Here is a 23,865-nt window from a genome sequence, read left to right on the forward strand (position 1 = left end):
AACGCCGAACTCGCCCGCCTCAAACCCAAAAAGATCGTCGTCCTCGGCGGCACCGGATCCCTCACCAACAACGTCCAGGCACAGCTCGCCAAGTACGCCGGCTAACCGCCGTCCCCGAAGTGGCCGCCGCTCACGCGGTTTTTGGGGCTTTCCCGGTGCCGGCGATCCGCGCGATGGATTCCTCCCACACGGCCATCTGCGATTCCGCCGACAACGGAAGGGCGGCGGCGTCGGCCGCCCGCTTCCAGCCGTCGATGGTTTCGGGGGTCAGCGACCGCAGCGTGCGCCGCAGCGACTCGGCCGAGAAGTCATCGGTGATGGCGCCCAGCCCGTATTGCCTGACCAGTTCGACCATGGCCGGGGACGGCCCGACGATGAGACCAATCCGGGCCTGGACCGCCTCAAAGAACTTGTTTGGCAGGGCGTTCTTCAGGTTGAAGTTGGTTGGTGGCAGGAACACCACCGATACGTCGTACTCGCTCAGGGTGGCCACCAGCTCCCTGTAGGGAACAGGGTCGCGGAAGGTAATGGACGGGACCGAAGCGGCCAGAGCCTTGAGTTCGGCCACATAGTCCGGTTCATTGGGCATGACAATCATGTCCAGGGACAGCCATTCCGGGGCGTCCTTCATGGCCTCGATGAAGTTCTCCAGCTTCCGGTACCGCTGGCCGGCCGCGCTGTGGATCAGGCGCACCTTCTCCCCCGCAGGCCGAACGGCGCCTTCGGCATAGGGCGCGGCATTGGTGACCACGCCCGTCGGGGTCCCATAGTCCTTGAGGTATTCATCGGCAATGCCTTGGGACACTGACGTCACCGATGAGGCTGCGGGAAGGTACCGGGAGCACAGCCACCGCATGAAGGGGGCAATGAACAGCCGCCACTTGACGTTGTCTTCCTTTTCCCGGGGTGCAAACTCGTGCAGGTCCGAGTGCACGCCAAGCTTGGGCTCCAGTTCGAGGGCCAGAGGGAGCGTGTTGAGATCGTTGGCCAAGATGATGTCGAATCGTCCCTTGGGCAGCAATGCACGGGCGGAGCGGACGGCGGGAAGTCCGTTGTAGACCTTGCCGTACTGGCGGCTGATGAGCCCAACCTTGTCCGACGGCCAGCCCCGTGAATCCTCCGGCAGGGCGAAGTGCTCCTCCACGCCATCCGGCGCGGCACCGTAGGCGCAGGTGCTCACACGGTATTTGCCCTTGAACAGCTCCACCTGCTTGAGTACCCGGGGGTCCGAGCGGATGGGTGAAAACGTCAGGATCAGCAAGGAGGGGAGCTCAGTCATGTCCCCCATTATTCCCGATTGCGGAGAGAGACCTGACCCACGCCACAGCCGCAGTGGCTAAAACACCCGGCGCAGCAACGGCACTTTTGAGGCAAGCCAGGAAACGGCAAAGCTGGCGGCCAGGGTCACCAAGTACGCCATCGCGATCGCGGTGAATGACTTCGCACCCAGAACGGCGGGCACATGGAGCCTGATCGCCTCGAAAATCACCAGGTGCACAAGAAACACCCCAAAGGAAGCGTTGGAGAGGGCCACCAGCAACGTTCCCACCCGCCGGGGAACACTGATGAACTCGGAAAGGGAAAGTCCGACGGCGAACACGCCGAGCGCCGTCATGGCCACCCCAGCCCCCAAATACGATGTGGAGACCAGCATGTCAGCCACCGGGAGGACTCCCCCGTGCCCGAAGTGCCAGACGGTGAACACGATCAAGGCTGCCATCGCCAAGGCTGCGCCGGCAAGCGCCATGCCCTTGAGCCGGACATGGCGCAGGGCATACCCCGCCGCGAAGTAGCCCACGTAGGGCAACCAGTACGTGAAGATATTCATGGGGATGGGCCGCGAAACACCAAAGTGCCCCAAAATTCCGGGCACCACAAAGGCCAGGACGGTCACTGCAAGCAGGAGGCCGGCAGTGGCCATGGCACGCCGGTCCCCCTTTCCCACCATGAAGGACGCGAGTAAGGGCGCTATGGCGTAGAGGCCCAAAATGAGCCAGAGGAAGTAAAGCTGGGTGAACACGGAGCTGTCGTACAGCAGTTGCAGCACCCGCCCGGTCGTAAGGTGCTCGTGCCTCATCCAGATCCGCACGCCCACCAGGTAGACAGCGTTCCAAAAGATGAGTGCCGGCACCAGGCGGGCGGCGCGCTTGCGGTAGAACGCGGCCGGGGCCTGGACCACCTGGCGGGAGCCCAGCAGCAGGGCGCCGGAGATCATCACAAATACCGGCACCACCCAGATGAAGCCAATGTCGATGGCAACGGCCGCCCACCAGCCGCGGCCCGCTTTCGGCTCGGCGCCCACCCGGCGACCAAAGACGTGGATGGCCACTACGCCGCAAATGCTGACGATCCGAAGTATGTCCAGACCATAGTTGCGCGGCGCCCGGCCTTGGATCACGGCCGGAGTCGTCATCGCGGGTTTTCCTGCGCGGGGAGCATCGCTCATCCGGTGGCGGACTCGTTCCGCTCCGGCTTTGCAGGGGCAGATTCGGCTGCGAGGGCGACAGTTGCCGGCGATTGCGTCCGGTTGACTTCATCCAGGGCAATCCTGCGTGACAGCCTGGTCATGGTGGTCTCCATGTGCCTGAACCGCTGGTAGGTGGTGGCCATGAACACCAGGAAACTGACAATGAGTCCGTAGAGGACCAGGTCGGTGCCGCGGCCGATGCCGAAGAAGCGGGCAACGTGGCTGAGCAGGCCGGGGAAGAAGATGGACAAGGCCGCCACGCAGGCAAAGAGCATCAGCATGAGGCGGCGGATGGCCAGGTGCCGGGCATTGGATCCGCCCCGCATCAGCGCCAGGGAAACGATGACAACCGCCAGGACAAGAACTATTTGAACAACTATTTGCACAATGTCACCTAAACAAAAGGTCGGCGAGGATGTTGACCGAATTCAGCAGGGACTGGCCCTTTGCCTTGGAGTAGTCGGTGTAGATTATTTCCACGGGCTGCTCCACCCATTGTGGCTTCATTTCGGCAACCTGGTGGACCAGTTCCGAGGCGTGGGCCATCCGGTTTTGCGTCAGATGGATGCCCCTGGCCACTTTGGGGCTTAGTGCCCTGAGCCCGTTGTGCGCGTCCGTCAGGGCCATGCCGGTGGCCATGCGTGACTGCACGGCTGCGGTGCGCAGCACAAGGCGCTTGGCCGGCGACATCTTGGTGCGCCTGTCCAGGAAACGGGTACCGAGGACGATCTCGGCCTCCCCTGACTTGATGCGCTCCGCCATGAGCTGGGCATCAACCACACGGTGTTGGCCGTCGGCATCGAAGGTGACAATGCAGTCCAATTCCGGATCGTTGAGTGCGTATTCGATTCCCGTCTGCAGGGAAGCGCCCTGACCGAGGTTGACCGGGTGCTGGACCACCACCGCTCCGGCATCGCGGGCCACGTCCTGGGAGCCGTCGGTGCTGCCGTCGTCGACGCAGACGACGTACGGGAACACCTTTCGCAGCCCCGTGATGACGTCGCCGACAACCGACGCCTCGTTATACATGGGGATGACTATCCAAGTTCGACTCACCGCACAAGTATCCCATAGGGGCTCCCCCCGGTGATTCAGGGCGCGGCGTCAGCTGTCGGAAAGTACCTTGATGGCATGCACCATGGCGGCGGGCCCATGGACCAGGTGGGCGCCGGTGAGCTTGCGCAGTTGCCAGACTGCGCGGTCGGCGCTGGGATCGGCGGCTACCACGACGGCGGACCCCCGAAGGCTTGCCACCAGGTCCTTTCGCCGGGCCAGTGTCACAGCGACCCTGCGTGATTCAAGGTTGTCCCGGACCAGACGGCCAACCACACCGGCGGGCCCCTGTCCGCCGGCCAGCGCGCTCAAGCGCGCTGAGCCGCGGAAGGGCGTTGGGGGCTGGAGCTGGACGATCCCCTGGACACCGCCGGCAGGCTGTGCACTGTCTGGCCGTGTTCCGACATGGACCACTTCCACCTGTACCTGCCAGCCGGCAGGGGCGGCGCCGGTGGCGCGGTGCCACAAATCGTCGATGACGGCCTGCGGATGGCTAACTTGGCCTACGAGGATGCCGACCCTCAACTGATGCGGTGCACTCACTGCATGTCCCCCGTTCCGGTGGGTAGTTCGGCCTTGGAATGTCCGGCGATCTCCCTCAGCTCCGCGATGACGGGTGCCAGGATCGCTGCACGGTCAAACTGTTGGCCGTACTCCCAGGCCGCCTGCCACCGTGCAGTGTCGGGGCTTTGCAGGGCGTTGGCACATTCCTGCAACGCCGCGCTGATGCCCTCCGGTGTCAGGTCCCTGGCCGGGAACCACAGGGGATAGTCGCGGAGCAGGTCGGTGGCTGCATTGCCAAGGTCATGGACGGAAACGATGGGCAGACCCGTGGCTAGGTATTCGGCTGTTTTGCCGCCGGTAACGAACTTTCCAGAGGACAGCAGCAGGATCAAGGCATCGAGGCTGCCGTAGAACCCGGCAACATCCCTCTTGGAAATGGGTCCGTCGTAGCGCAGGCCGTTGCCAGCTGCGGAGCCAAAGGCAGCCAGCACTTCCGCCGGGGCTGCGCCCGAGGGGCTTAGCTTGCCGCGGAATATTCCGTCGGCACGGCCCCGCGCTGCAGCACCGAAGGCCACGTCCCAACCTTCAAGGAAGGGTTCCAAGGGCATGTTGACATACTGCAGCGTGCCCAAGTAGCCGAACCTAGGCCGTTGCGTTGCTCTGACGGTGCGCGGGCCGTGGCCTGGCTGCGGGTCAAAACCATTCGCCACGACACGCATCTTCCCCACGGCCGACGGGTATCTAAGTGAATATTCACTGCGAATTTGCTCATTGACAAACCAAATTTGGGCGGCCCTGTCCAAATAGCCGGCTTCCAGGCGTCCTGTCGGGGAATCGGGGGCGAAGTCCTCCACCCCGCTGATCGTGTTGAATGCCCATGCGTCCCGGTAGTCCATGACGTAGGGAACCCCGTCCAGTGCTTGGGCCACCGCGAAGGAAACATACGGGTTTGCCGAGGCCATTACCAAGTCGACGGGCTTGTCCGCATGAATGTCACGGGCGGCCCGGCCCGCAGGCTTCAGCCACGCCCCGTGGAAGTTCTCCGGGAAGTCACGGCGGCTTCGGCGGCGCCGCAGTTCCTTCCAAACGTAGGGCGCCGCGACGCGCAGCCGGGAAAACGTTCGCAGGTCCCCACGGGCAGGATCTTCTGCGCCTCCATCAGTTACCGGGACAATGTGAACCTGCGGGTCCACTGACTCCAGCAGCTTCTCATCCAGTCCGGCAATTTCCGACCATACGGTTGGGTCGACGGTGAGGACCGTCACATCCCAGCCATCCGCCGCGAAGGCGTTGGCAACCGCTGTACAGCGGTAGACGGACGACGCCGTGCTGGGCGGAAAGGAATAGGCGATGTACAGCAGATGTGGCCGGTTCATGCAGCACCTCCGAGCACTTTGGCGTAGCCGGCCTCCAGCCTGGGCAGGAGGGCGGCAGGCCCATGGTTGGCGCGGATGTACTCCTTGCTGGCCAGGGTCCGGGACAGGCCCCTGGGATCTGCCAATGACTCCCGCACAGCGTCTCCAACATCGGCCCTGGCCACTGAAACGGTTGCGACGTCCGCCGGGTACCCCAGGTCCTGGTCGGCGAATATGGTGGGAATTCCCATGCCCATGGCCTCAAGTTCGCTCGTGGCCAAAATTCCGGCAATCTGCCCGACGGTGACGTGGGCCCGTGACATTTCACGCAAATACTCGTCCTTGGGCATTTTAGGCAGCAGCTGCACGCCCAATGCCGCTACCTCAGGCGCACGGTCGCCCCAGTCCATGCCGACTACGTCAACGTCCATCCCGTCCAAGGCTGCCACCACGTCTGCCGCCGTCTGGACCCAGGCGTCGCCTCCCTTGGACGCGTCCCAGCGCGACGGGAAGAAGACACGTGGTTTTGCCGCCGGGGACCACTGCGGCAATTTAGACTGGTCGACCGGTATGGGCATGTATTCGGCGTCGGCCCGGGCCTGTTCCGCCTTCTCTTGAACATCCGGTGTCGCGTACCAGACTTGTCCGGCACCGTCGATGTCCGACTTCATGACGGAATGGTGCTGTTCCTGCCAGTAGTTTTCCCGAATATCGGTCCCGTGCAGGGTCAATGCGTAGGGGCGGGCGAACCTGCCACGGGCCCACTTTGCCCGTCCCCCCATGTTGACGTGCCACACCTGGGTGCGGGGGTATGCCGCGGCCTGTTCCAGGAGAAAGCGATAGTAAGCGGCCTTTGTGCCACCCCGGGTCCATGGGCCCTGAATGATCTTCCAAGGTTTGCCCTGGCTCCTGGCCTCCTCAACAAATGTCTTGCCGACGTCGGCACAGTCGAAGAGATGGGTAACGCGGATGTCCTGGCTCATGGTCCCCATTGTCTCATTTGCGGCGCAGCGGCCAGGTCCGTGTCACTGCCGCACTGTGTTGTGAAGCGCACTGCCTGCTGAGCAACCACGCAGGTGCAACGACGTAGACTGAATTGGATCAAAGTCATCAGCCGTTTGGGAGAAACACTTGAAACAACTGCGCCGCACACTACGCGAGTTGCTGCCACTTCTTCCTGCCAGCGCAAAAAAGTTCCTCCTTTTGTTCTCTGTGTTGTCGGCTGTTCTGGCCCTTGTCGACGCCGGTGCACTCGGTGTTTTCGCGCTGGTGTTGAACGCCATCATGCAGCTGAAGCCGGGCGTTGAGACCCTCACCTTGCCCCTGCTCCATTCGGTTCCCCTGGGCGTGGGGCTGATCGTCCTCGTAGGGGCTGCCAGCGTCATGATCCTCAAGTCCCTGCTGAACATTTGGCTGCAGTGGATTTCCACCCGCAAGTTTGCCGACTACGAGCTGGAAATTGGCACCGTACTGTTCCAGAGCTACATACGCGCCCCCTGGACATCGCGCCAGAACAGGTCGACCGCCGAATTGGTCCGCATGATCGACGTCGGCATCGCCAACACGATCTCCGGCGTCCTGTTCCCCGCTGTTTCACTGCCGGCGCAATTTTTGACCTTTGCCTCCGTCATGGTCATCCTCCTGGCAGCCTCCTGGCAGACGGCAGTGATCACGGTCATCTATCTTGGGCTGATCGCGGCGTTCCTCTACCTGTACCTGGCCAAGAAGTCCTACGAGGCCGGACGCGTCAACCGGGACTCGGCCATGAGAATGTCCACCCTTGTCTCGGAAATGCTCGCCGCATTGAAGGAAATCACCCTGCGCGACAAGGCCGACGAGGTTGGCGACATTGTTTACATCAGCCGGGAAAAGGCCGCCCGGTCAAGATCCAACATTCGATTCATGGCCGCCGTACCGAAATTTGTCATCGACATGGCACTCATTGGTGGATTCCTGCTCATCGGAACCGTCGGATTCCTCTTCGGTGGAGGCATCGGCCCGGCCATGTCGTCGGTGGCCATCTTCGCGCTGGCCGGCTTCAAGATGGTACCGGCCCTGACACAGGTCCAGTCCCAGCTGACGTTGGTCCAGTCCACCCTGCCCTACACGGAACTGGTCATGAAGGACATCCAGGATGCCGCAGAGTTCCGGGCCAATGCGGAGCAGCTGGGGAAGCGGCCCATTCACGGCGAACCGAAAGTTCTCGAGCTCAAGGGTGTCGAGTTCACCTATCCCGGCGCCAACGGAGCCGCGGTGACGGACATCAACCTGCAGCTGCCCATGGGATCCACCGTTGGCGTGGTTGGCCAGTCCGGTGCCGGCAAGTCAACGCTGATCGATATCTTCCTGGGGCTGTTGGTACCGTCAAAAGGAACCATGACCCTGGACGGCATTCCCCTGGAGGATGTCCTGGGTGATTGGCGGAAGCGCGTGGGCTACGTCCCGCAGGAGGTCGCCATCTTTGACGGTTCGGTGGCCCAAAACGTGGCACTTTCCTGGGGAGGGGAGCTCGACGACGAACGCGTCCGGATGGCCCTCTCACGTGCCCAGCTGCTGGAGACCATTGAGTCCCGTCCCGACGGCATTCACGGGCGCGTCGGTGAACGCGGCGGCGCGCTGTCCGGTGGACAACGCCAGCGCCTCGGCATCGCCCGCGCCCTCTACATGGACCCGCTGGTGCTTGTCCTCGACGAGGCCACCAGCGCCCTGGACACGGCCACGGAGGCCGCTGTCGCCCAGGCCATCAGCGAGCTTAAGGGCGATATCACCGTGATATCCGTGGCCCACAGGCTCTCCACGATCCGGGACAACGACCAGGTCTGTTTCATGAAGGACGGCAGCATCGTCACCCAGGGCACCTTCGACGAGGTGGTGCTGGGCAATCCCGACTTCGCCCAGCAGGCAGCCCTGGCCGGTCTTTATACTCCCGCCGGCCAAACCCACCGCAACGTCCAGGCTGCGTCAGTCACCGACTAGGCACCTGCAAAGTTAGGCGGCAATGCCGCGGTACAGCTGCGCAAGACGCGGCACGTAGCTGGCGGCGTCGTAGCGCGGCCGCGCCCAGGCGGCGCCCCCGAGCCGGGCAGCGGCCACCACAGGGTCGGCCAGGTCCATGAGCAGCTGCTCCACCACCTCATCGGCGGTCCCCTGCACCACCGGCGGCGTGGTGCCGTCGTCGGGCCTGGGCAACCGTTGGCCCACGGCCGCCATCGGGGCGCCCATGCATAGCGCCTCAAATTCACTCGTGGCAAAGTTGTTGGTTGCCTGGCCAACAGTGAAGTGCGACCGGGCGATGACCTGGTGAAAATCCGCCTGGGGCATCCTGTCCAGCAATTCGACACCGGCCGCCGCCGCTGTGCCGGCGCCGGGCCCCCAGTTCAGGCCCTGGATTCTCGTGGCAGGTCCGACGGCGGCCCGGAGTTTGCGGGCAAGCTCCAGTTGGACGTCAACTCCCTTGTCCTCGTCCCACCGGGAAACAAACAGGACTGTGGACTCCCCCGACGGCGCCCAGGCCGGCAGTGCCCCGGCATCGACCATGGCGGGCAGGAATTCGGCGTCCGCCCGTGCCGCCCGTGCGTTCCCGGCGGTGTCGATATTGGCGAAGTAAACGTGTTCCGCACCGTCAACCGCCCGTTGGATTTCATCGTGGAAGGCCGGGTCCTTCCACTGCCTGCGGATGTCCGTTCCGTGCAGGGTCAGCACATACGGCCGGTGCGGCATGCCGCGTTCCTTCAGCAGCCGGGCACTGGTGCCGTAGTGGACATGGACCACTTCGGCGGCCTGGAGTGCTGCCCGCCGGCGCAGGAGGTAGGGCACGAAGCGCGCCTTGGCCAGGAAGGGATTTTTAGGGGCGGCCGTCATCGGCCGGACCTCTTCCGGGGGAAGGTAGTCCCAGTGGATGCCGGCCCGGGCCGCGGCGCTGACCATGGAGCGGGCCACAAAGGCGCAGTCGTTGAACTGCAGGACCTTCGTCTCAGTCGTCATATTTTCTCTCCTGGGCATAATCGGCGGCTAGGCCCGGGCGATTGCGGCAGCATACGCATCATCGAAAAGTTCTCCGACAGCAGCCGGGGCGAACCGGGCCCGGATGGGCGCGGCAATGTCACCGGCGGACACGTTCCGGAACGCCTCGGCGGCATCGAGGACCGCCCTGCCCAGCACCTCGGGCGTGACGTCGTCGACAAGCCTGCTGTTGGACGCGTCGGCGTAGTCGCTGAAGCCGCCCACCCGGGTTGCCACCACCGCCCGGCCGGCAGCCAGCGCCTCGGCAGCCGAGGTGAAGAAGTTCTCCTGGGCGGTCGGCAGGAAGAACAGGTCCGCTGCGGACAGATGTTCCGCCACCTCGGCCGGCCGCACCGAACCGGCCAGGGTGACCCGGTCCGCCAGGTCCAGCTTCGCCACCAGCGCCTCGCACTCGGCTCGTTGGGGCCCGTCCCCCACCCACGTCAGGTGCGCATCCGTTCCGTGGTCGCGCAGCCAGGCGAGCGTTTCAATGGTTGCCAGGGGGCGTTTGCGGTCAATGAGTCCGCCCACGGCCACCAGCCGGAGCGGCGTGCCAAAGACGGAAGCCGCAACAGTGCCCCGGCCCTTCACGACGCAGGGCACCACACGGGCGGCATCCGGCCTGGCAAAGCGCTGCATTTCGGCCGCGAGCTGGCCGGTCACGCCTGTCACCACGTGCGGGAACCGCAGCACGCGGCGCAGCCCGGAGAGCTTTTCCCACAACGGCGAGACACTGGATGGGTTAACTACGCCGTTCCAGTGCTCCGTGTGGACCCACGGCCGTCCGCGTCCCGTCGCGGTGCGCGCCGACCAGGCCGGCAGGGCAAGCAGGATCGAGGAAAAGGCCATGGTGTGGACGACGTCGGCCCAGCCCATCTCGCGTGTCAGCAGCCGTTCGCAGGCCAGCACGGTTCCCGGACGCCTGGGATCGGCTGCAACACGCCGCACCGGGATGCCTTCCCACACTCCGTTAACGGACTTGGGCATGGCCAGGGCCGTCCCGAGCCGGACGTGGACCACGCGCACCTGATGGCCCTGGCCGCGAATGGCTTCGACGTGCTCGGCGTTGAACGGCGCCTCGGCGGGGTTTTCCTCGTGCGGGTACCAAGTGGCAATGACCAGGATCTTCATGGGTTCCTTGAATGGGGTCTGTGGGTGAAGAGGCTGTGCGTGCAAAGGCTAGGACACCAACGCCGAGGCGCTCATGAACCGCAGCGGGGCTTCCGGGTGAAGCAGCTGCGAAAGGTCCCGCGGCAGCCAAGTGCGCGGATTGGTGAAGGTACGCCGGAGCGTGGCCAGGGACTTCATCACCGCGGCGTCCCCTTCCCGCCTTGCCACCGCATCAAGCAGGGCCCGGTCCGCAATCGACAACGGCCGGGCCGCTTCGGGGGCGGCGAACAACAATCGGCGGGCAACCCCCGCCATGGCGTCGGCTTCCTCGGCGTTCCACGTGCCGGAATCGGCACGCAGCATCACGTGGCCAAACACGTGGACGCGGATCAGCTTGGTCACGATCGAGGCCCGCTGCGCTGGGCCGAGGCCGGCAAACCAGTTCGTGTCCACCAGATCCGTGGCAAAGGCCAAGTCGTCAGTCACGCTTCGCGGCGTCGCCGTCACGCGCGCCACGGCGTCGTCGTGCACCAGGTACCGGGGCAGGCCGCGGCCGTAGCTGATGCCCGCCCCGGAGAACCAGAGTTTGGCGGAGAAGGACTGGTCCTCCCCCGTGGCGTATCGGGTGGGAAAGTCCAGCCCGAGCGAGCGGACCAGGGCAAGGCGCATGATCCCCAGCGGCGCGGTCCGGTAAGTGAGCCTGTCGGCCACCGGGTCAAGGGCCGCGTTCCGGTTCCGGCGCACGACGGGGGTCCGGATGGCCCTTCCACCGGCATGGGCCATCGGTGCAATCAGCACGTCCGCGCCGTCCCTGTCGGCAGCCGCGACCCAGCGGGCCAGGGCGTCCGGCTCCAGCGAATCGTCGCTGCCCATGATGGACACCCAGGTCCCGCTGGCCAGTGAAATCCCGTGGTTGAAGGGGCCGGCGGGGCTCTTAATTCCGTCCGAATACTGCACAAAGCGGACCCGGTCCCGGTGTTCGGGCGCCACGCGCTCCCGGATCGGGGCAACCTCGGTGTTGTGGCACACCACTGTGACGCGCAGCCGCCCGGCGGCGCCGGGCTCCGTGGGCAGCCCCGACGACATGAGCGAGGCGACGGTGCGCTCAATGGGCCGGTCCGGCGTGTGCACGGCAACCACCACATCGACGAGCACTGAATCCTGAGTATCGTTGTCCACCCAGTAAGGTTATCGCGGAACCAAAGGAACCAAGCCTGCACAGGAGATCGCGGCCATGAGCCAAAGCATTGAAGTTGTCATACCGGTGCACGACCCCGCCAGGCCGCTGGAACGGGGCATCCATTCCGTCCTGGCCCAGCGTGCCGAACTCGCGGAGCTTGGCGTGGATCTACGCGTCACCGTGGTCTGCCACAACATCCCCGTCGACGACATTAAGGACAGCGTCACGTCCGCACTCTCAACGGACGACGCCGTCACCTGGCTTGGGCACCGGGACGGCATCAAGTCCCCCGCCGGGCCGCGCAACGCGGCGCTGGACCAAAGTTCGGCAACCTTCCTGAGCTTTCTGGACTCCGACGACTACCTGGAGGCCGGGTCCTTGGCGGCTTGGTGGAAGGCAGCCGAGTCCCACGGTGCGGCCGCCGTCATCGCTCCCCTGCGCACCCCCGAAGGCTCCATCCTCCGCTCTCCGCGGATCCGCCCTTCCAAGCCGGCAGTGCTGGACCCTGTCAGGGACGGCCTGGCTTACCGCAGCGTCCCGTACGGCCTGCTGCGCCGGGAGTCCCTGAAGACCTGCGGATTTCGCTACGAGGAGGGCATTTTGATTGGTGAAGACCTCGAAGCAGCCTTGAAGTTGTGGTTCCGGGGAGGCCCAACCGTCTATCCCTATGCAGCGCCCGCCTACCACCAGACCGACGCTTCGGGCCCCGCCCGTGTCACCAGTGCCGTGCGTCCGTTGGCTGATGAGTTCCGATGGCTGGACGCACTGGTCCAGTCCTCGTGGCTGCTCCAAGCAACCCTTGCCGAACGGCGAACCATCGCCCTGAAGCTCTTGCGGGTCCACGGCATCGGTGCCCTCATCCGGCGCGGCTCCATGGCCGGATCGGTGCAGGCACCCGTGTGGTCCGCTGCGGACCAAACCGCCTGGACGAAGGCACGGGGGCAGTTCCTCGAGCTGGCCGGCGGCGCGCTGCCTGCCCTCTCCCGGCGCGACGCCGCGCTATCGCGTGCCGCCGCTGCGGCGAGCGGTGAATCGGCGTTGCGCGACGCCGTCGTCCTGCATTCCCGTAGCGGACGCCTCGGGGAACTGCTCACCGACAATCCGCTGTCCCTGTTAGCGGCGGATTCGGTGCTGCGGCACTATGTCAACGAGCGGCGCCGAACGAAATCGGGAGTGTTCGCCCTCCGCTAGGCTGGAACCATGCGAATTTTGAGTGTGGTGGGCGCACGCCCCCAGTTTGTCAAGCTTGCCCCGATCGCGAAGGCCATGGAAGGCCGGGCCGAACACGTTATAGTCCATACCGGACAGCACTACGACGAGCTCATGTCCGACGTCTTCTTCCAGGACCTGGGCATCCCGGCACCGGACTATAACCTGGGCGTCGGCTCGGGCAAGCACGGCGAACAGACCGGCGCCATGCTGGCCGGCCTGGAAAAGGTCCTTGAGGAAGCACAGCCCGACGTGGTGCTGGTCTACGGCGACACCAACTCCACCCTGGCCGCGGCCCTGGCCGCCGTGAAGATCCACATTCCCGTGGCACACCTGGAAGCGGGCCTGCGGTCCTTCAACCGGCGCATGCCCGAGGAACACAACAGGGTCCTGACCGACCACGCATCGGACCTGCTGCTCTCCCCCACACAGGTAGGCATGGACCATCTGGCCACCGAGGGTCTGGCGGAGAGGTCGCGCATGGTTGGCGACGTCATGACCGACGTCCTGTACAGGGTGCGCGAACAGCTCGCCGCACAGGGCCAGCCCCTGCCCGACGGCGTCAGCGCCGGCAACTACTATGTGTGCACCATCCACCGCCCGGACAACACGGACGACCCCGCGCGGCTGAAGGCGATTGTGGAATCACTGGCAGCCCTGGGCAAGCCGGTGCTGCTCCTGGCCCACCCCCGGCTGAAGGCCCTGGCGGAGACACACGGCATCGACCTGGCCTCCGGTTCCATCGTGCTCCATGAACCGCTGGCCTACCCGCAGCTGGTCAACGCCGTGGCCAACAGTGCAGGCGTGGTGACCGATTCCGGCGGCCTGCAGAAGGAGGCGTTCCTGCTGCGCATCCCCTGCACCACCATCCGCCCCGAGACCGAATGGGTGGAAACGGTGGAGCTGGGCTGGAACGTGCTGGTCAACAGCGACCTGTCCAAGCTGGCCGCCACGGTGGAGCGCCCGGCCCCGCCCGCGACGGATGCCACGCCCTACGGCGACGGGCACGCGGCCGAGCGCACGGTTGACGCTTTGCTGGCGACGTTCGCGAAGTAAGTTTTGTTGTGAAGGGCCCGGGCCGCAGCCCGGGCCCTTCGGCATTCGCTCCGCCAGCCATATACTTCAAGCATGGATTCCAAGGCGAACAAGACATCTGGCAGCCGGCGCCGGTCGCTGGCTGCCGCAGCAGCTCTGGCTGCCGCGGCCATGTGCGTCTCGCCCATCCTGGCCGCGACGGCCACCACACCGTCCTCTGCCACCGCCTCCTCGGCGGATCAGGCAAAGAGCGGACACTACAATCAGAGCGCCACTGACTTCCGTCGGGCCCTGGGCATGCCGTTGGAGGACGCCGGCGGTGGCTGGCATGCCGTTCTGGGCCGGGCCGCGGAGAACCTCAAAACCGACCTTGAGGGCGGCGGTTTCAACGTCAACGCCATGGAGCTGGATTTCGCACACAAGTTGGCGACCGCCTACGTCGCCGGACCGCTGCCGGACCCGGCCACGTTCGCCCGGTATTCACGCGCCGCCCGTGCCGAAGGCTTTGAGACCCATCTGGCCGGTGTGTGGCGGACGGAAGCGGCGGCCAAACGACAGATGGACCGCATTGCGGACGATGCACGGGAACTGGCGAAGCGGGGCATCCACCTTGGCGTGATGGGCGTCGTCGCGCAGACCGGCATGGTGCGGGTGGACGTCTATGACGGCACGGCGGAAAAGGCCGACTACCTCACCCGGAGCTACGGGCCGCAGGGACTCCACCTCAATATTGGCGACGTGCCCCATGTATACGAACCGGTGCTGTACGGAGCCGCCCCGCCCCCGGCACGATAGCCATCCGGCGCTGAAAAGCGGAGGCGCCGGCCAAGGATGCAACCGCCTGCTCCCCGGTCCCAAGCCCGGAATCGGGTTAGTGCGGCTTCGTGCCGACCGGCCGGCGAACAACAGCCCGCACAGCCTCGGCAGCGACCCGTCCCGCCGCCGCCAGCGACGCGTTCTCCAGGACCCACTGGATGCGGGAGCCGGCGGACTGGGTGCCGCCGATCGTCGGATCAACCATCGCCCTGACCATGGCGTCGGCAACCGCCTGCACATCGTAGGGCGCCGCGTTGCCCAGCCCGCCCTCCACAACAATGGCGGCGCCGTCGCCCTGGCCGGCAAAGATGACTGGCGTGCCGCACCCTGCGGCGGCGTAAATCTTGGTGGGCTTGGCAAAGTCGTAGCCCTGCCCCGGCTTGATGCTCACCAGGGCTCCGGCTGCGCTTCGGATCCACTTCGCAGCCTCCGCCGGAGCAACGACTCCACCAAAGTGCACTGCCCCCGGGGCCAGCGCTGCCGCCAGCGCCTTCAGGTTCGCTTCGTCCGTGCCCTGGCCAAAGAAGCGGATCTCGGCATCGGGATGCTGCTGCCGCACCAGCGGGAGGGCCTCAATGAAGATTCCGGCCCCCTGCCATTCGCTCATGGTGCCGGTGTAGATGAAATATGGATTCGCAGCCAAAGCAACCGGCCCGTCCGGCGAAAACACACCCGTGTCCACGCCGTTGCCCACGGTTTCGATGCGGTCAGCCGGCACGTTGAACTTCGCCACCTGTCCGGCCACCGGTTCGGAGACGGCAATGACCTTGGCGGCACGCCGCAGCACAAAGCCCTCCATGGCGCCCATGACGCGCTTGACGGCGCCGTGTACCTCCATGGCGGAGAGCGCCTCCGTCCACACGTCCGCGGCGTAATACACAAACGGCCGGCCGCGCAGCAGGGACGTCAGTGCCACAACCACGCCGGTGGTGGGCGGCGGTTCGGAAACGACCACGTCCGCCTTCACGGCCAGCAGGCGGAAGAACGCGGGGATGTCGTAACTGAGGTACTGGACGTATCCGCGGACGTTTCCGCCGGCGTCCCGCAGCACCGGCCAGCGGCTGAGCCCATACCGTGGCTTGAACAGTCCGGAGCCCTTGGGCGGGACGGTGGTGATGACCTCCACCTCAGCGCCCTGCCCGACCAGTCCGTCCACCAGGGCCTTCAGGCGAAAGGCCGCCGCCCCCACTTCCGGCGCATACAGCCGGGTGGCAACGACGACCCTCAACGGTTTTTGTGCTGCCACTAAGACGGGATCCTTACCGATTCGCCGGTGCGGGAGGATTCCAGCACGGCCTCGGCCACCACCAGGGTGTCCTGGCCCTCGGCCATCGTCACGACGTCGGTGCGTAGTCCCAAAACAGCGTCGCGGAAAGCCTCGTGCTCGGTGCGCAGCGGCTCCGGCTTGGCAATGGCCAGGCGGGTCACATTGCCCTCGGACACGCCCCGGAATGCCGCCATGGAATCCCATTCGGTGGCCACCGTGCCATTTTCAAAGAAAGTCAGGTCGGCCGTCACGGTATCGGCCACGAACGCACCCTTTTCCCCGGTGACGACGGTCAGGCGTTCCTTCATCGGCGACAGCCAGTTCACCAGGTGGTTCGTGATGACGCCGTTGGCCAGTTTGCCGGTGGCGGCCACCATGTCCTCGTGTGGGCGGCCGCTGCGGGTGGTGGTCTGGGCAAAAATCGACTCAAAGCGGCTCTGCGCCAGCCACGCGGTCAGGTCGATGTCGTGGGTGCCCAGGTCCTTGACCACCCCGACGTCGGCAATGCGGGACGGGAATGGCCCCTGGCGGCGGGTGGCGATCTGGTAGACCTCGCCCAGTTCGCCGTCGGCAATCCTTTTCCGCAGCGACTGCAGGGCGGGGTTGAAGCGCTCAATGTGTCCGACGGCGCCCACCAGGCCCTTGGCGGCGAAGGCCTCGACGAGGCGCTGCCCGGCCGGCGCACTGGCGGCGATGGGCTTTTCCACGAGGGTGTGGATGCCGGCCGCGGCCAGGGCAAGCCCGACTTCCTCGTGCATGCCGGTGGGTACGGCAGCGACGGCCATGTCGAGGCCGGCGGCGATGAGTTCTTCAACGTTGTGGAGCAGGGTCAGGTCCTTGGCCACCCCGTGAGGGTCGCCAAAGGCGTCAGCCACGGCAACCAGCTCAACGCCGTCGACCTCGCGGATGACCCGTGCGTGGTGGCGACCCATCATGCCCAGGCCGATGAGTCCTACGCGCAAGTTGGCCATGCTCAGGCACCTGCCTTGACGAGCGTATTGACGGCGGTGACAATCCGCTCGAGGTCGTCCTGGGTCAGCGACGGGTGGACGGGCAGGGACAGGACTTCCCTGGCGGCCGTCTCCGTGTTGGGCAGGTCCGAGGTTTGGTTGAAAGACGGCAGGCGGTGGTTCGGGACCGGGTAGTACACGCCGGAACCGATGTTGTAGTCCGAACGCAGGCGTTCGTGCAGTTCGTCACGGCCCTCTGGGACACGGACGGTGTACTGGTGGTACACGTGCTCGGCACCCTCGGCCACCTTGGGCGTTTCCACGCCTTCCAGGTTCGCCGTCAGGAAGGCCGCGTTGTCCTGGCGCTGCTTCGTCCAGCCCAGCACCTTGGTCAACTGAACCCGGCCAATGGCGGCGTGCAGGTCCGTCATGCGGTTGTTGAAGCCCACGAGTTCATTTTCGTACTGCTTGTCCATGCCCTGATTGCGCAGCAGTCGCAGCTTGCGCTCAACTTCGGCGTCCGACGTCGACACCATGCCGCCCTCGCCGGAGGTCATGTTCTTGGTGGGGTACAGGCTGAACATGCCGAACTTGCCGAAGGTGCCCACCTTCCTGCCGTTCAGTGCCGCACCGTGGGCCTGGGCCGCGTCCTCGTAGAGGTCGATCCCGTGCTTGTCGCATAGTGCGGCAAAGGCCTCGGCCGCAAAGGGGTGCCCGTACAGGTGCACCGGCATGATGCCCTTGGTCTTGTCGGTGATCAGGGATTCAACGTGCGCCACGTCCAGCGCGTAGTAGTCCAGCTCAATGTCCGCGAACACGGGGGTGGCGCCGGTCAAGGCCACGGAGTTTCCGGTGGCGGCAAAGGTGAAGGAAGGGACGATGACCTCGTCTCCTTGGCCCACGCCCGAGGCCAGCAGGCCAAGGTGCAGCCCGGAGGTGCCGGAGTTCACGGCAACGCTGGCGCGCCCGTCCAAAAGGACCTGCGAGAATTCCGTCTCAAAGCCGGCCACCTCCTTGCCCTGCGCCAGCATGCCCGAGGCCATGACGGCGTCGACCGCCGCCCGCTCCTCGGCGCCAATGATGGGTCTTGCTGCGGGAATGAAGTCCTGGCTCATGCGTTGTCCTCTGCCTCTTTCAGGGAAATTCCCTCTTCAATGTATTTTGCCCCGGTTTCCGGGCACACCCAGAATGCACCGTCCGCCTTGAGCGGGAAGCCGGCCTTGCCAACCCAGCCCAGGCGGCGGGCGGGAACCCCCGCCATCAGGGCGAACGGGGGAACGTCCTTCGTGACCACGGAACCGGCAGCGATGGTGGCCCACCGGCCAATGGTCAGGGGGGCAATGCACACGGCGCGGGCCCCAATGGAGGCGCCATCCTCAATGGTGACGCCCACGGGGGTCCAGTCGTGGGCGCTCTTCAGCGAGCCGTCCGGGCTGACGGCCCGCGGGTACGTGTCATTTGTGAGCACCACGGCCGGGCCGATGAAAACGCCCTTGCCCAGTACCGCCGGTTCGTAGACCAGCGCGTAGTTCTGGATCTTGGTGTTTTCGCCGATCTGCACGCCGGTGCCGACGTAGGCGCCGCGGCCCACGATGCAGTTCTCGCCGAGCACGGCATCTTCACGCACCTGGGCAAGATGCCAAATTTTGGTGCCTTCGCCAAGAACTGCCTGGTCCGCCACATCGGCGGTGGGGGCTATGTAAGTCATGCTGATACTCCTGATCACGGTCGGATGCGGCCGGGGAACTTTCCCTTATGCCTTGCCAATGACGCGGTAGGTGACGCCGGGCCACTTGGCTTCCGAGCTTACGCGACGTCCGTCGATGAACGCCTTCAGCCCAGGCAGGTCCGCCGGCCCCAGGTCACGATACTCTGCGTGGTCGGCCTGCACGACGGCGGCATCCACTGGCTCGCCGAGGTGGTACGGGACGAAGCCCAGACGGGCCAGTTCCTCATCCGTGTACAGGGGGTCATGCACCAAGGCGGTGCCGCCGCGCCGGCTGATCGATTCAACGGCGTCGAACACGCCGGAGAACGCGGTTTCCTTCACCCCGCCGCGGTAGGCGGCCCCCAGCACGACGACGCGTGCCCCGGACAAGTCCCCGTAGGCACCTTCCAGGAGGCCGATGGTGTAGTCGGGCATGTCGGCGTTGGCGGCGCGCGCGGCACGGACCACGGTGGCGTCGGGGTCGTTCCACAGGTACAGGCGCGGGTAGACGGGGATGCAGTGGCCGCCCACGGCGATGCCGGGCTGGTGGATGTGGCTGAACGGCTGCGAGTTGGACGCGGCGATGACCTGGTAGATGTCGATGCCGGTCTTGGCCGCGAAGCGGGCAAACTGGTTGGCCAGGCCGATGTTGACGTCGCGGTAGGTGGTTTCGGCCAGCTTGGCCAGCTCGGACGCCTCTGCGGAGCCCAGGTCCCACACGCCGTTGGCGCGGGCCAGGTCCGGGCGGTCGTCAAAGTCCAGCACACTCTCGTAGAACTCGATTGCCTTGGCGGCACCGGCGTCGGACAGCCCGCCGACCAGCTTCGGGTACTTGCGCAGGTCCTCAAAGACGCGGCCGGTCAGCACGCGCTCCGGGGAGAACACCAGGTGGAAGTCCTTGCCCTCCACCAGGCCGGACGCTGCCTCAAGGGCCGGCTTCCAGCGGGTGCGGGTGGTACCGACGGGCAGCGTGGTCTCGTAGGAGACCAGGGTGCCGGCCGTCATGTGCTTGCCCAGCTCGGCGGTGGCCCCGTCCATCCAGCCAAAGTCGGGCTTGGCCTCGGAGTCAACGAAGAGCGGCACCACCAGCACCACGGCGTCGGCTCCGGGGACCGCCTGGGCGTAGTCCGTCGTCGCACGCAACTTCCCCGACGGAACCAGTTCGGAAAGCTTTTCCTGCAGGTAAGCTTCGCCCGGGAACGGCTCGGTGCCGGCATTGACCAGGTCCACCACGGCCTGGTTCACATCCACGCCCACCACGTCGTGGCCCTTGGAGGCGAACTGGACCGCCAGAGGCAGGCCGATTTTTCCGAGTGCGATGACTGCAATCTTCACGTTTTAGTTGCCTTTTCTTTCGAGCTTGGGTCACACCCGGCATGCTGGTACTGCCGGTGTTTTGTTACCAGAATATCGATCTTTGGGCCTTGTTCGGTCCAGTTGAGAGCTAAACCACGCCGGACTGTCCCCAAAACGTCCCCCACGAAGCTAGAGCTTGCGCTCAATGAAGGGTGCCATGAGCTTCGAAAACTCGGCGTTGAGATGGTCTTCGTCATAGTAGACGGCTATATTGCCAATTACGGCATAGCACCGGCTGGCATCACAAAAATGGTCGGTCATGTCGATCAACTGCACTCGCGGCGACTTCATGTGCCGGACCGCGGAAACCAGGGGGTCGCTTGGCTGGGCTGTTGCCCTGGGAACCGTGCAGTTGAGCGGCTGTGCCGGGTTGAGCACCACGCACTGCGGATCGCGAACGAAGCCGTTTAGCGGCGGGTCAGCCATGACGTACACGGTGCTGCCTGCGTCGGCCCAGCGCCCCCAAAACTTCGGCAGCCCGGCGTCGTACTGGGCTTTCTGACTTCGTCCGGAACCGTCGTCAACCGTTTCCTTCCGGGAAAAGATGGAGTAAAAGATCTTGTCCGGCTTGTCGGCCGCAATCATGTTCGCGATGGACCGCGACCCGTTGATGCAGGCCGCGTTCCCAGCGGGATCTCCCTTGCCGCGGTACCCGGCAAAGCTGACGTCGGCGACGGGGCACCCGCCCAGCAGCGAATATGTCAGCTTCCAATGATTCTTCTTCGCCAGAAGCAAAAGTGCCGGCTTCCACTGCTCGGCGTGGGAGTCCCCTGTCAGCCAGACCGTGGTTGCGTCTTTCTTCCCGCCGGAGTAATCGCAGACTGCGACGGCCTTGACCCCCGGCCCTTTCCTGTTGGGGTCTGTGGCACATTCGGGCGGCGATGTGTAGTACCGGTTGCCCGGTCCCATGACGGTGACTGCCGCCGGGCCTAGGGCATTCGTACAGTCCTTTTGGGCCGGCAGGGCCGCCGGTCCAAGGCAGGGCCGGCCCATTTGTTGCGCCTGCACGGCCTCGGCGCGGTTTTCCTGGAGGGAGCCACCCCAAGTTATCCCGCCAGCCAGCATGGCAAGGATGGCAAGGCCTGCGCCCATGCTGAGGAAAGTGGCATGCGGGCGCACACCCAGGATCTTCCAGGACTTGCCACGGTCCTCCACGAGCACCTTTGTCAGCCAAGCCAAGGGGATGCAGAGGGCAATGATGCCGATCTTCGCCCATGAGTTCAGGGGCGCCAGAAGAATGTAGGGAGTCACCACAATCATCGGCCAGTGCCATAGGTAAATCGAGTAGGAAACATCACCCACCAACTGGACGGGTTTCCACGCGACAATTGGGTGGAAGGGGACGCGTGTACGTCCCGTGCCGCTGGCGATGACTGCTGCTGCACCGAGAACAGGAAGAAGCGCCGTCCAACCGGGGAATTCGGTCTGAGAGCTGAAATACATGGCGGAGGCGGCAATGCCGAGCCAACCCAGGACTGCAAGAACGTCCGCGAGCATTCGCGGCAGGGACACCTTCGCGGCAGCAATGGCCAATATCCCCCCTGTTGCAAACTCCCAAACCCTCACGGGCGTGACGAAGTAGGCCGGGTTTGGATTGGCCGCCGTGAAAATGATCGAATACACTAGGCTTGCCACGCCCAGAACGCTGATCCCCGCCAGGAAGGTCATGCGACGGGCGCCTAACCGTGTTCCCAGCCGGTACAGGCCAAAGAGGGCCAGCGGCCACAAGAAGTAGAACTGCTCTTCCACGGACAGTGACCAGTAGTGCTGGGCAATCGTGGCCTGATTGTTGATGGCGGAGTAATCGATCGACTGCCCGGCCAGGGACCAGTTCTCAACGTAGAAGGCGCTTGCCATCACTTCGCGTGCGGTGGGCTGCCATTCGGAGTACGGCACCCAGATCACCACAGCCAAGGCCCCCGCAGCAAGCACGGTGAACGCAGCGGGCAGGAGCCGCTTGATGCGCCGGGCATAAAAGCGGGCAAAGGACAGAGTGGACGTGCCAAAGATCTCCTTGGCTAGGTGCGATGTGATCAGAAATCCGGAGATGACAAAGAAGACGTCAACGCCGACGTATCCCCCTGTGAGCCGATTCGGCCACAGGTGCGTCAGGACCACCAGTGACACGGCGAGAGCGCGCAGAGCTTGGATGTCCGGGCGGAACCCCGTGGGCCTGGCCGTTGCGCGCGATTGTGTGCCGGACGTGGCAGTCCCCGCTGTGATGCTCAAGCCAGGCGCCTACTCGCCGCGTAGTTTGGCAACGGCCTCATGGATTGGCCCGTCGAAGGTGACGTTGCCGTGGTCCAGGACCACGCCCCGGTCGCAAATCCCCGACACCAGGTCGAGGTCGTGGCTGACAACGACAAGCGTCCGCCCCTCCGCAGCCAATTCCTGGATTTTGGCGATGCACTTCTTTTGGAACGGCTCGTCCCCCACGGCAAGAATTTCATCCACCAGAAAGACCTCCGGATTCGTGTGGACAGCCACCGAGAAGGCCAGGCGCAGGTACATGCCCGACGAATAAAACTTCACCTCGGTGTCGATGAACTGCCCGATCTCGGCGAACTCGACAATCGAGTCAAAGCGGTCCTTGATCTGCTCCTCGGTCATGCCCAAAATCGCGCCGTTGAGGTAGACGTTGTCGCGGCCCGAGAGGTCGTGGTGGAAACCGGCTCCAACCTCAATGAGCCCAGCCACGCGGCCACGCGTGCGCACGGTTCCTGAGTCCGGGATCATGACGCCCGAAATATGCTTGAGAAGCGTGGACTTGCCGGAACCGTTCAACCCAAGCAGGGCGACCGTTTCGCCCTGGCTGACTACTAGGTCAACGTCCTTGAGCGCATGGAACTTCTCCGACAGGTCCCCCTTGCGGCCCTTGATGAGCCACACAAACGCTTCTTTCAGGGAACGTGTGTGGCGCAGCACAAACTGCTTGCTGATGCCTTTTACTTCGATGGCTGTCGTCATGCTAGAGCTCCTGGGCAAAGCGGCCCTCGAGCCGACGGAAAGTCATTTGGCCCCACAGCAAAACGCCGGCCGAGACCAGCAGCCCCACGGGTATCCACAGGGACAAGAGGTGCGGCGGAATGCCCGCCGACCCGTCCGTCGTCGGAAGCCAGAACGCGTAGTGGAATGTCTCCACGGCGATCGTCATGGGGTTGACCTGGTAAAGCGCATACCACGTCTCTCCCAGTTTGTGTTGAACCATGGTCCACGAATACATGACGGGAGAGGCCCACGTGGCAATCATCAAGAGCATGTCCACAAAGTTTTCAGAGTCCCGAAAGTACACATTGGCCGCGCCGAACAGCAGCCCAAGGCCCGTGGCCAGCAGTGTCACGATGATGAATCCTGCGACAGCTGCCAATACCTGAATCAGGGACGGGTGCCAACCGGTGAACAGGCACGCCACCGCCAGGATCAGCAGTTGGGGGAAGAAATGCACGGCAGAAACCCAGACCGATGCCACGGGGAACAACTGTCGGGGCAGGTAGATTTTCTTGATCAACCCGCCGTTGCCAACGATCGAACGCGATGCGTTCCCCAGGGCCTCGGTGAAGAAATTGATCAAGATGATTCCGGAAAACAAGTAGATGGCGTAGTTGGGCAGCCCTCCCCTGTTGGTGGGGCTTTGTTCGAGCCCCAGAAACACACCCAGCGCCACGTAAAAGACGATGAACTGAACACCAGGTTTCACGTAAGACCAAACGATGCCCAGCACGGAGCCTCGATACCTGACCTTCAGTTCCTTGCGGACAAGCAACTTGAGCAGGAATCGGGATCCATACACGTCGCGCAGGCCGTTGCCCCGCCCAGGCGTCTGAAGTTCCGATTGAGCGGAGTCAGCCATTGT

The 23,865-nt window shown here is 64.6% G+C and carries 22 protein-coding genes; 4 read left to right on the forward strand and 18 right to left on the reverse strand.

Going from position 1 to position 23,865, the window contains the following annotated elements; translation table 11 throughout:
- Positions 1 to 130: 130 nt before the first annotated feature.
- The 7 genes from CVV68_RS02155 to CVV68_RS02185 form a co-directional block, all read right to left on the reverse strand.
- Positions 131 to 1,279 (reverse strand): glycosyltransferase family protein, encoded by a 1,149-nt coding sequence (locus tag CVV68_RS02155; protein ID WP_110499620.1) that lies wholly within the window; start codon positions 1,277 to 1,279, stop codon positions 131 to 133.
- Positions 1,280 to 1,336: 57 nt separating this feature from the next.
- A complete protein-coding gene (locus tag CVV68_RS02160) occupies positions 1,337 to 2,413 on the reverse strand; it encodes an acyltransferase (protein WP_170133060.1) in 1,077 nt (358 codons plus the stop codon).
- Positions 2,414 to 2,442: 29 nt separating this feature from the next.
- Positions 2,443 to 2,853 (reverse strand): DUF2304 domain-containing protein, encoded by a 411-nt coding sequence (locus CVV68_RS02165; RefSeq protein ID WP_110499377.1) that lies wholly within the window; start codon positions 2,851 to 2,853, stop codon positions 2,443 to 2,445.
- 4 nt (positions 2,854 to 2,857) lie between these two features.
- On the reverse strand, positions 2,858 to 3,496 hold the full coding sequence (locus CVV68_RS02170; protein WP_110499378.1) for a glycosyltransferase family 2 protein: 639 nt from the start codon (positions 3,494 to 3,496) through the stop codon (positions 2,858 to 2,860).
- Between the two features lie 75 nt (positions 3,497 to 3,571).
- Positions 3,572 to 4,063: a hypothetical protein gene (locus CVV68_RS23355; protein WP_170133061.1), complete on the reverse strand. Its 492-nt coding sequence runs from the start codon at positions 4,061 to 4,063 to the stop codon at positions 3,572 to 3,574.
- On the reverse strand, positions 4,060 to 5,400 hold the full coding sequence (locus CVV68_RS02180; protein WP_110499379.1) for a glycosyltransferase: 1,341 nt from the start codon (positions 5,398 to 5,400) through the stop codon (positions 4,060 to 4,062). The genes CVV68_RS23355 and CVV68_RS02180 overlap by 4 nt, the downstream gene beginning before the upstream one ends.
- On the reverse strand, positions 5,397 to 6,362 hold the full coding sequence (locus CVV68_RS02185) for a glycosyltransferase family protein (protein WP_146238805.1): 966 nt from the start codon (positions 6,360 to 6,362) through the stop codon (positions 5,397 to 5,399). The genes CVV68_RS02180 and CVV68_RS02185 overlap by 4 nt, the downstream gene beginning before the upstream one ends.
- Before the next feature lie 229 nt (positions 6,363 to 6,591).
- Here CVV68_RS02185 and CVV68_RS02190 point away from each other — a divergent pair, with 229 nt between their 5' ends.
- Positions 6,592 to 8,355 (forward strand): ABC transporter ATP-binding protein, encoded by a 1,764-nt coding sequence (locus CVV68_RS02190; RefSeq protein WP_245933308.1) that lies wholly within the window; start codon positions 6,592 to 6,594, stop codon positions 8,353 to 8,355.
- A gap of 12 nt (positions 8,356 to 8,367) precedes the next feature.
- Here CVV68_RS02190 and CVV68_RS02195 read toward each other — a convergent pair whose 3' ends face one another.
- From CVV68_RS02195 to CVV68_RS02205, 3 genes are read right to left on the reverse strand one after another with little or no spacing between them, the layout of a single operon-like run.
- Positions 8,368 to 9,363 (reverse strand): glycosyltransferase family protein, encoded by a 996-nt coding sequence (locus CVV68_RS02195; protein ID WP_110499382.1) that lies wholly within the window; start codon positions 9,361 to 9,363, stop codon positions 8,368 to 8,370.
- Positions 9,364 to 9,390: 27 nt separating this feature from the next.
- The gene (locus CVV68_RS02200) at positions 9,391 to 10,512 is read right to left on the reverse strand and encodes a glycosyltransferase (protein WP_110499383.1); all 1,122 of its coding nucleotides are present in this window, start codon (positions 10,510 to 10,512) and stop codon (positions 9,391 to 9,393) included.
- 48 nt (positions 10,513 to 10,560) lie between these two features.
- On the reverse strand, positions 10,561 to 11,670 hold the full coding sequence (locus CVV68_RS02205; RefSeq protein WP_110499384.1) for a glycosyltransferase family 2 protein: 1,110 nt from the start codon (positions 11,668 to 11,670) through the stop codon (positions 10,561 to 10,563).
- Positions 11,671 to 11,725: 55 nt separating this feature from the next.
- Between CVV68_RS02205 and CVV68_RS02210 the strand changes: the two genes are divergently transcribed.
- From CVV68_RS02210 to CVV68_RS02220, 3 genes are all read left to right on the forward strand, one after another.
- A complete protein-coding gene (locus CVV68_RS02210; RefSeq protein ID WP_110499385.1) occupies positions 11,726 to 12,862 on the forward strand; it encodes a glycosyltransferase family 2 protein in 1,137 nt (378 codons plus the stop codon).
- 9 nt (positions 12,863 to 12,871) lie between these two features.
- Positions 12,872 to 13,936, forward strand: a complete 1,065-nt coding sequence (gene wecB, locus CVV68_RS02215) for a non-hydrolyzing UDP-N-acetylglucosamine 2-epimerase (protein ID WP_110499386.1) — start codon at positions 12,872 to 12,874, stop codon at positions 13,934 to 13,936.
- Between the two features lie 72 nt (positions 13,937 to 14,008).
- The gene (locus CVV68_RS02220) at positions 14,009 to 14,710 is read left to right on the forward strand and encodes a hypothetical protein (protein ID WP_110499387.1); all 702 of its coding nucleotides are present in this window, start codon (positions 14,009 to 14,011) and stop codon (positions 14,708 to 14,710) included.
- A gap of 76 nt (positions 14,711 to 14,786) precedes the next feature.
- On the opposite strand, the gene CVV68_RS02225 is transcribed toward CVV68_RS02220, so the two are convergent.
- The 8 genes from CVV68_RS02225 to CVV68_RS02260 form a co-directional block, all read right to left on the reverse strand.
- Entirely contained in the window at positions 14,787 to 15,977 is a 1,191-nt protein-coding gene (locus CVV68_RS02225; RefSeq protein WP_110499388.1) for a glycosyltransferase family 4 protein, read from the reverse strand.
- Positions 15,977 to 16,969, reverse strand: a complete 993-nt coding sequence (locus CVV68_RS02230) for a Gfo/Idh/MocA family protein (RefSeq protein WP_110499389.1) — start codon at positions 16,967 to 16,969, stop codon at positions 15,977 to 15,979. Before CVV68_RS02230 ends, CVV68_RS02225 begins: the two co-directional genes overlap by 1 nt.
- 2 nt (positions 16,970 to 16,971) lie before the next feature.
- Positions 16,972 to 18,063, reverse strand: coding sequence for a DegT/DnrJ/EryC1/StrS family aminotransferase (locus CVV68_RS02235; protein ID WP_110499390.1), 1,092 nt, complete (start codon positions 18,061 to 18,063; stop codon positions 16,972 to 16,974).
- Positions 18,060 to 18,656: an acyltransferase gene (locus CVV68_RS02240; RefSeq protein ID WP_110499391.1), complete on the reverse strand. Its 597-nt coding sequence runs from the start codon at positions 18,654 to 18,656 to the stop codon at positions 18,060 to 18,062. The genes CVV68_RS02235 and CVV68_RS02240 overlap by 4 nt, the downstream gene beginning before the upstream one ends.
- A gap of 45 nt (positions 18,657 to 18,701) precedes the next feature.
- Positions 18,702 to 19,991 carry a nucleotide sugar dehydrogenase gene (locus CVV68_RS02245; protein ID WP_110499392.1) on the reverse strand — a complete coding sequence of 430 codons (1,290 nt, stop codon included), beginning with the start codon at positions 19,989 to 19,991 and terminating at the stop codon, positions 18,702 to 18,704.
- A gap of 150 nt (positions 19,992 to 20,141) precedes the next feature.
- Positions 20,142 to 22,241 (reverse strand): acyltransferase family protein, encoded by a 2,100-nt coding sequence (locus CVV68_RS02250; RefSeq protein ID WP_110499393.1) that lies wholly within the window; start codon positions 22,239 to 22,241, stop codon positions 20,142 to 20,144.
- A gap of 9 nt (positions 22,242 to 22,250) precedes the next feature.
- Positions 22,251 to 22,979, reverse strand: coding sequence for an ABC transporter ATP-binding protein (locus CVV68_RS02255; protein WP_110499394.1), 729 nt, complete (start codon positions 22,977 to 22,979; stop codon positions 22,251 to 22,253).
- Position 22,980: 1 nt separating this feature from the next.
- Complete coding sequence (locus CVV68_RS02260; RefSeq protein ID WP_110499395.1) at positions 22,981 to 23,862, reverse strand: ABC transporter permease; 882 nt, start codon at positions 23,860 to 23,862, stop codon at positions 22,981 to 22,983.
- Positions 23,863 to 23,865 lie beyond the last annotated feature (3 nt).

The organism is Arthrobacter livingstonensis (genome assembly GCF_003219815.1).
In the GTDB taxonomy this organism is placed as follows: Bacteria; Actinomycetota; Actinomycetes; order Actinomycetales; family Micrococcaceae; genus Specibacter; species Specibacter livingstonensis.

Bases quoted from the DNA above. Each gene is read 5' to 3' on its own strand.
- CVV68_RS02155 (WP_110499620.1), bottom strand. From the start codon at position 1,279: ATGACTGAGCTCCCCTCCTTGCTGATCCTGACGTTTTCACCCATCCGC.
- CVV68_RS02160 (WP_170133060.1), bottom strand. From the start codon at position 2,413: ATGACGACTCCGGCCGTGATCCAAGGCCGGGCGCCGCGCAACTATGGT.
- CVV68_RS02170 (WP_110499378.1), bottom strand. From the start codon at position 3,496: ATGTATAACGAGGCGTCGGTTGTCGGCGACGTCATCACGGGGCTGCGA.
- CVV68_RS02180 (WP_110499379.1), bottom strand. From the start codon at position 5,400: ATGAACCGGCCACATCTGCTGTACATCGCCTATTCCTTTCCGCCCAGC.
- CVV68_RS02185 (WP_146238805.1), bottom strand. From the start codon at position 6,362: ATGAGCCAGGACATCCGCGTTACCCATCTCTTCGACTGTGCCGACGTC.
- CVV68_RS02195 (WP_110499382.1), bottom strand. From the start codon at position 9,363: ATGACGACTGAGACGAAGGTCCTGCAGTTCAACGACTGCGCCTTTGTG.
- CVV68_RS02200 (WP_110499383.1), bottom strand. From the start codon at position 10,512: ATGAAGATCCTGGTCATTGCCACTTGGTACCCGCACGAGGAAAACCCC.
- CVV68_RS02210 (WP_110499385.1), top strand. From the start codon at position 11,726: ATGAGCCAAAGCATTGAAGTTGTCATACCGGTGCACGACCCCGCCAGG.
- wecB (WP_110499386.1), top strand. From the start codon at position 12,872: ATGCGAATTTTGAGTGTGGTGGGCGCACGCCCCCAGTTTGTCAAGCTT.
- CVV68_RS02220 (WP_110499387.1), top strand. From the start codon at position 14,009: ATGGATTCCAAGGCGAACAAGACATCTGGCAGCCGGCGCCGGTCGCTG.
- CVV68_RS02230 (WP_110499389.1), bottom strand. From the start codon at position 16,969: ATGGCCAACTTGCGCGTAGGACTCATCGGCCTGGGCATGATGGGTCGC.
- CVV68_RS02235 (WP_110499390.1), bottom strand. From the start codon at position 18,063: ATGAGCCAGGACTTCATTCCCGCAGCAAGACCCATCATTGGCGCCGAG.
- CVV68_RS02240 (WP_110499391.1), bottom strand. From the start codon at position 18,656: ATGACTTACATAGCCCCCACCGCCGATGTGGCGGACCAGGCAGTTCTT.
- CVV68_RS02255 (WP_110499394.1), bottom strand. From the start codon at position 22,979: ATGACGACAGCCATCGAAGTAAAAGGCATCAGCAAGCAGTTTGTGCTG.
- CVV68_RS02260 (WP_110499395.1), bottom strand. From the start codon at position 23,862: ATGGCTGACTCCGCTCAATCGGAACTTCAGACGCCTGGGCGGGGCAAC.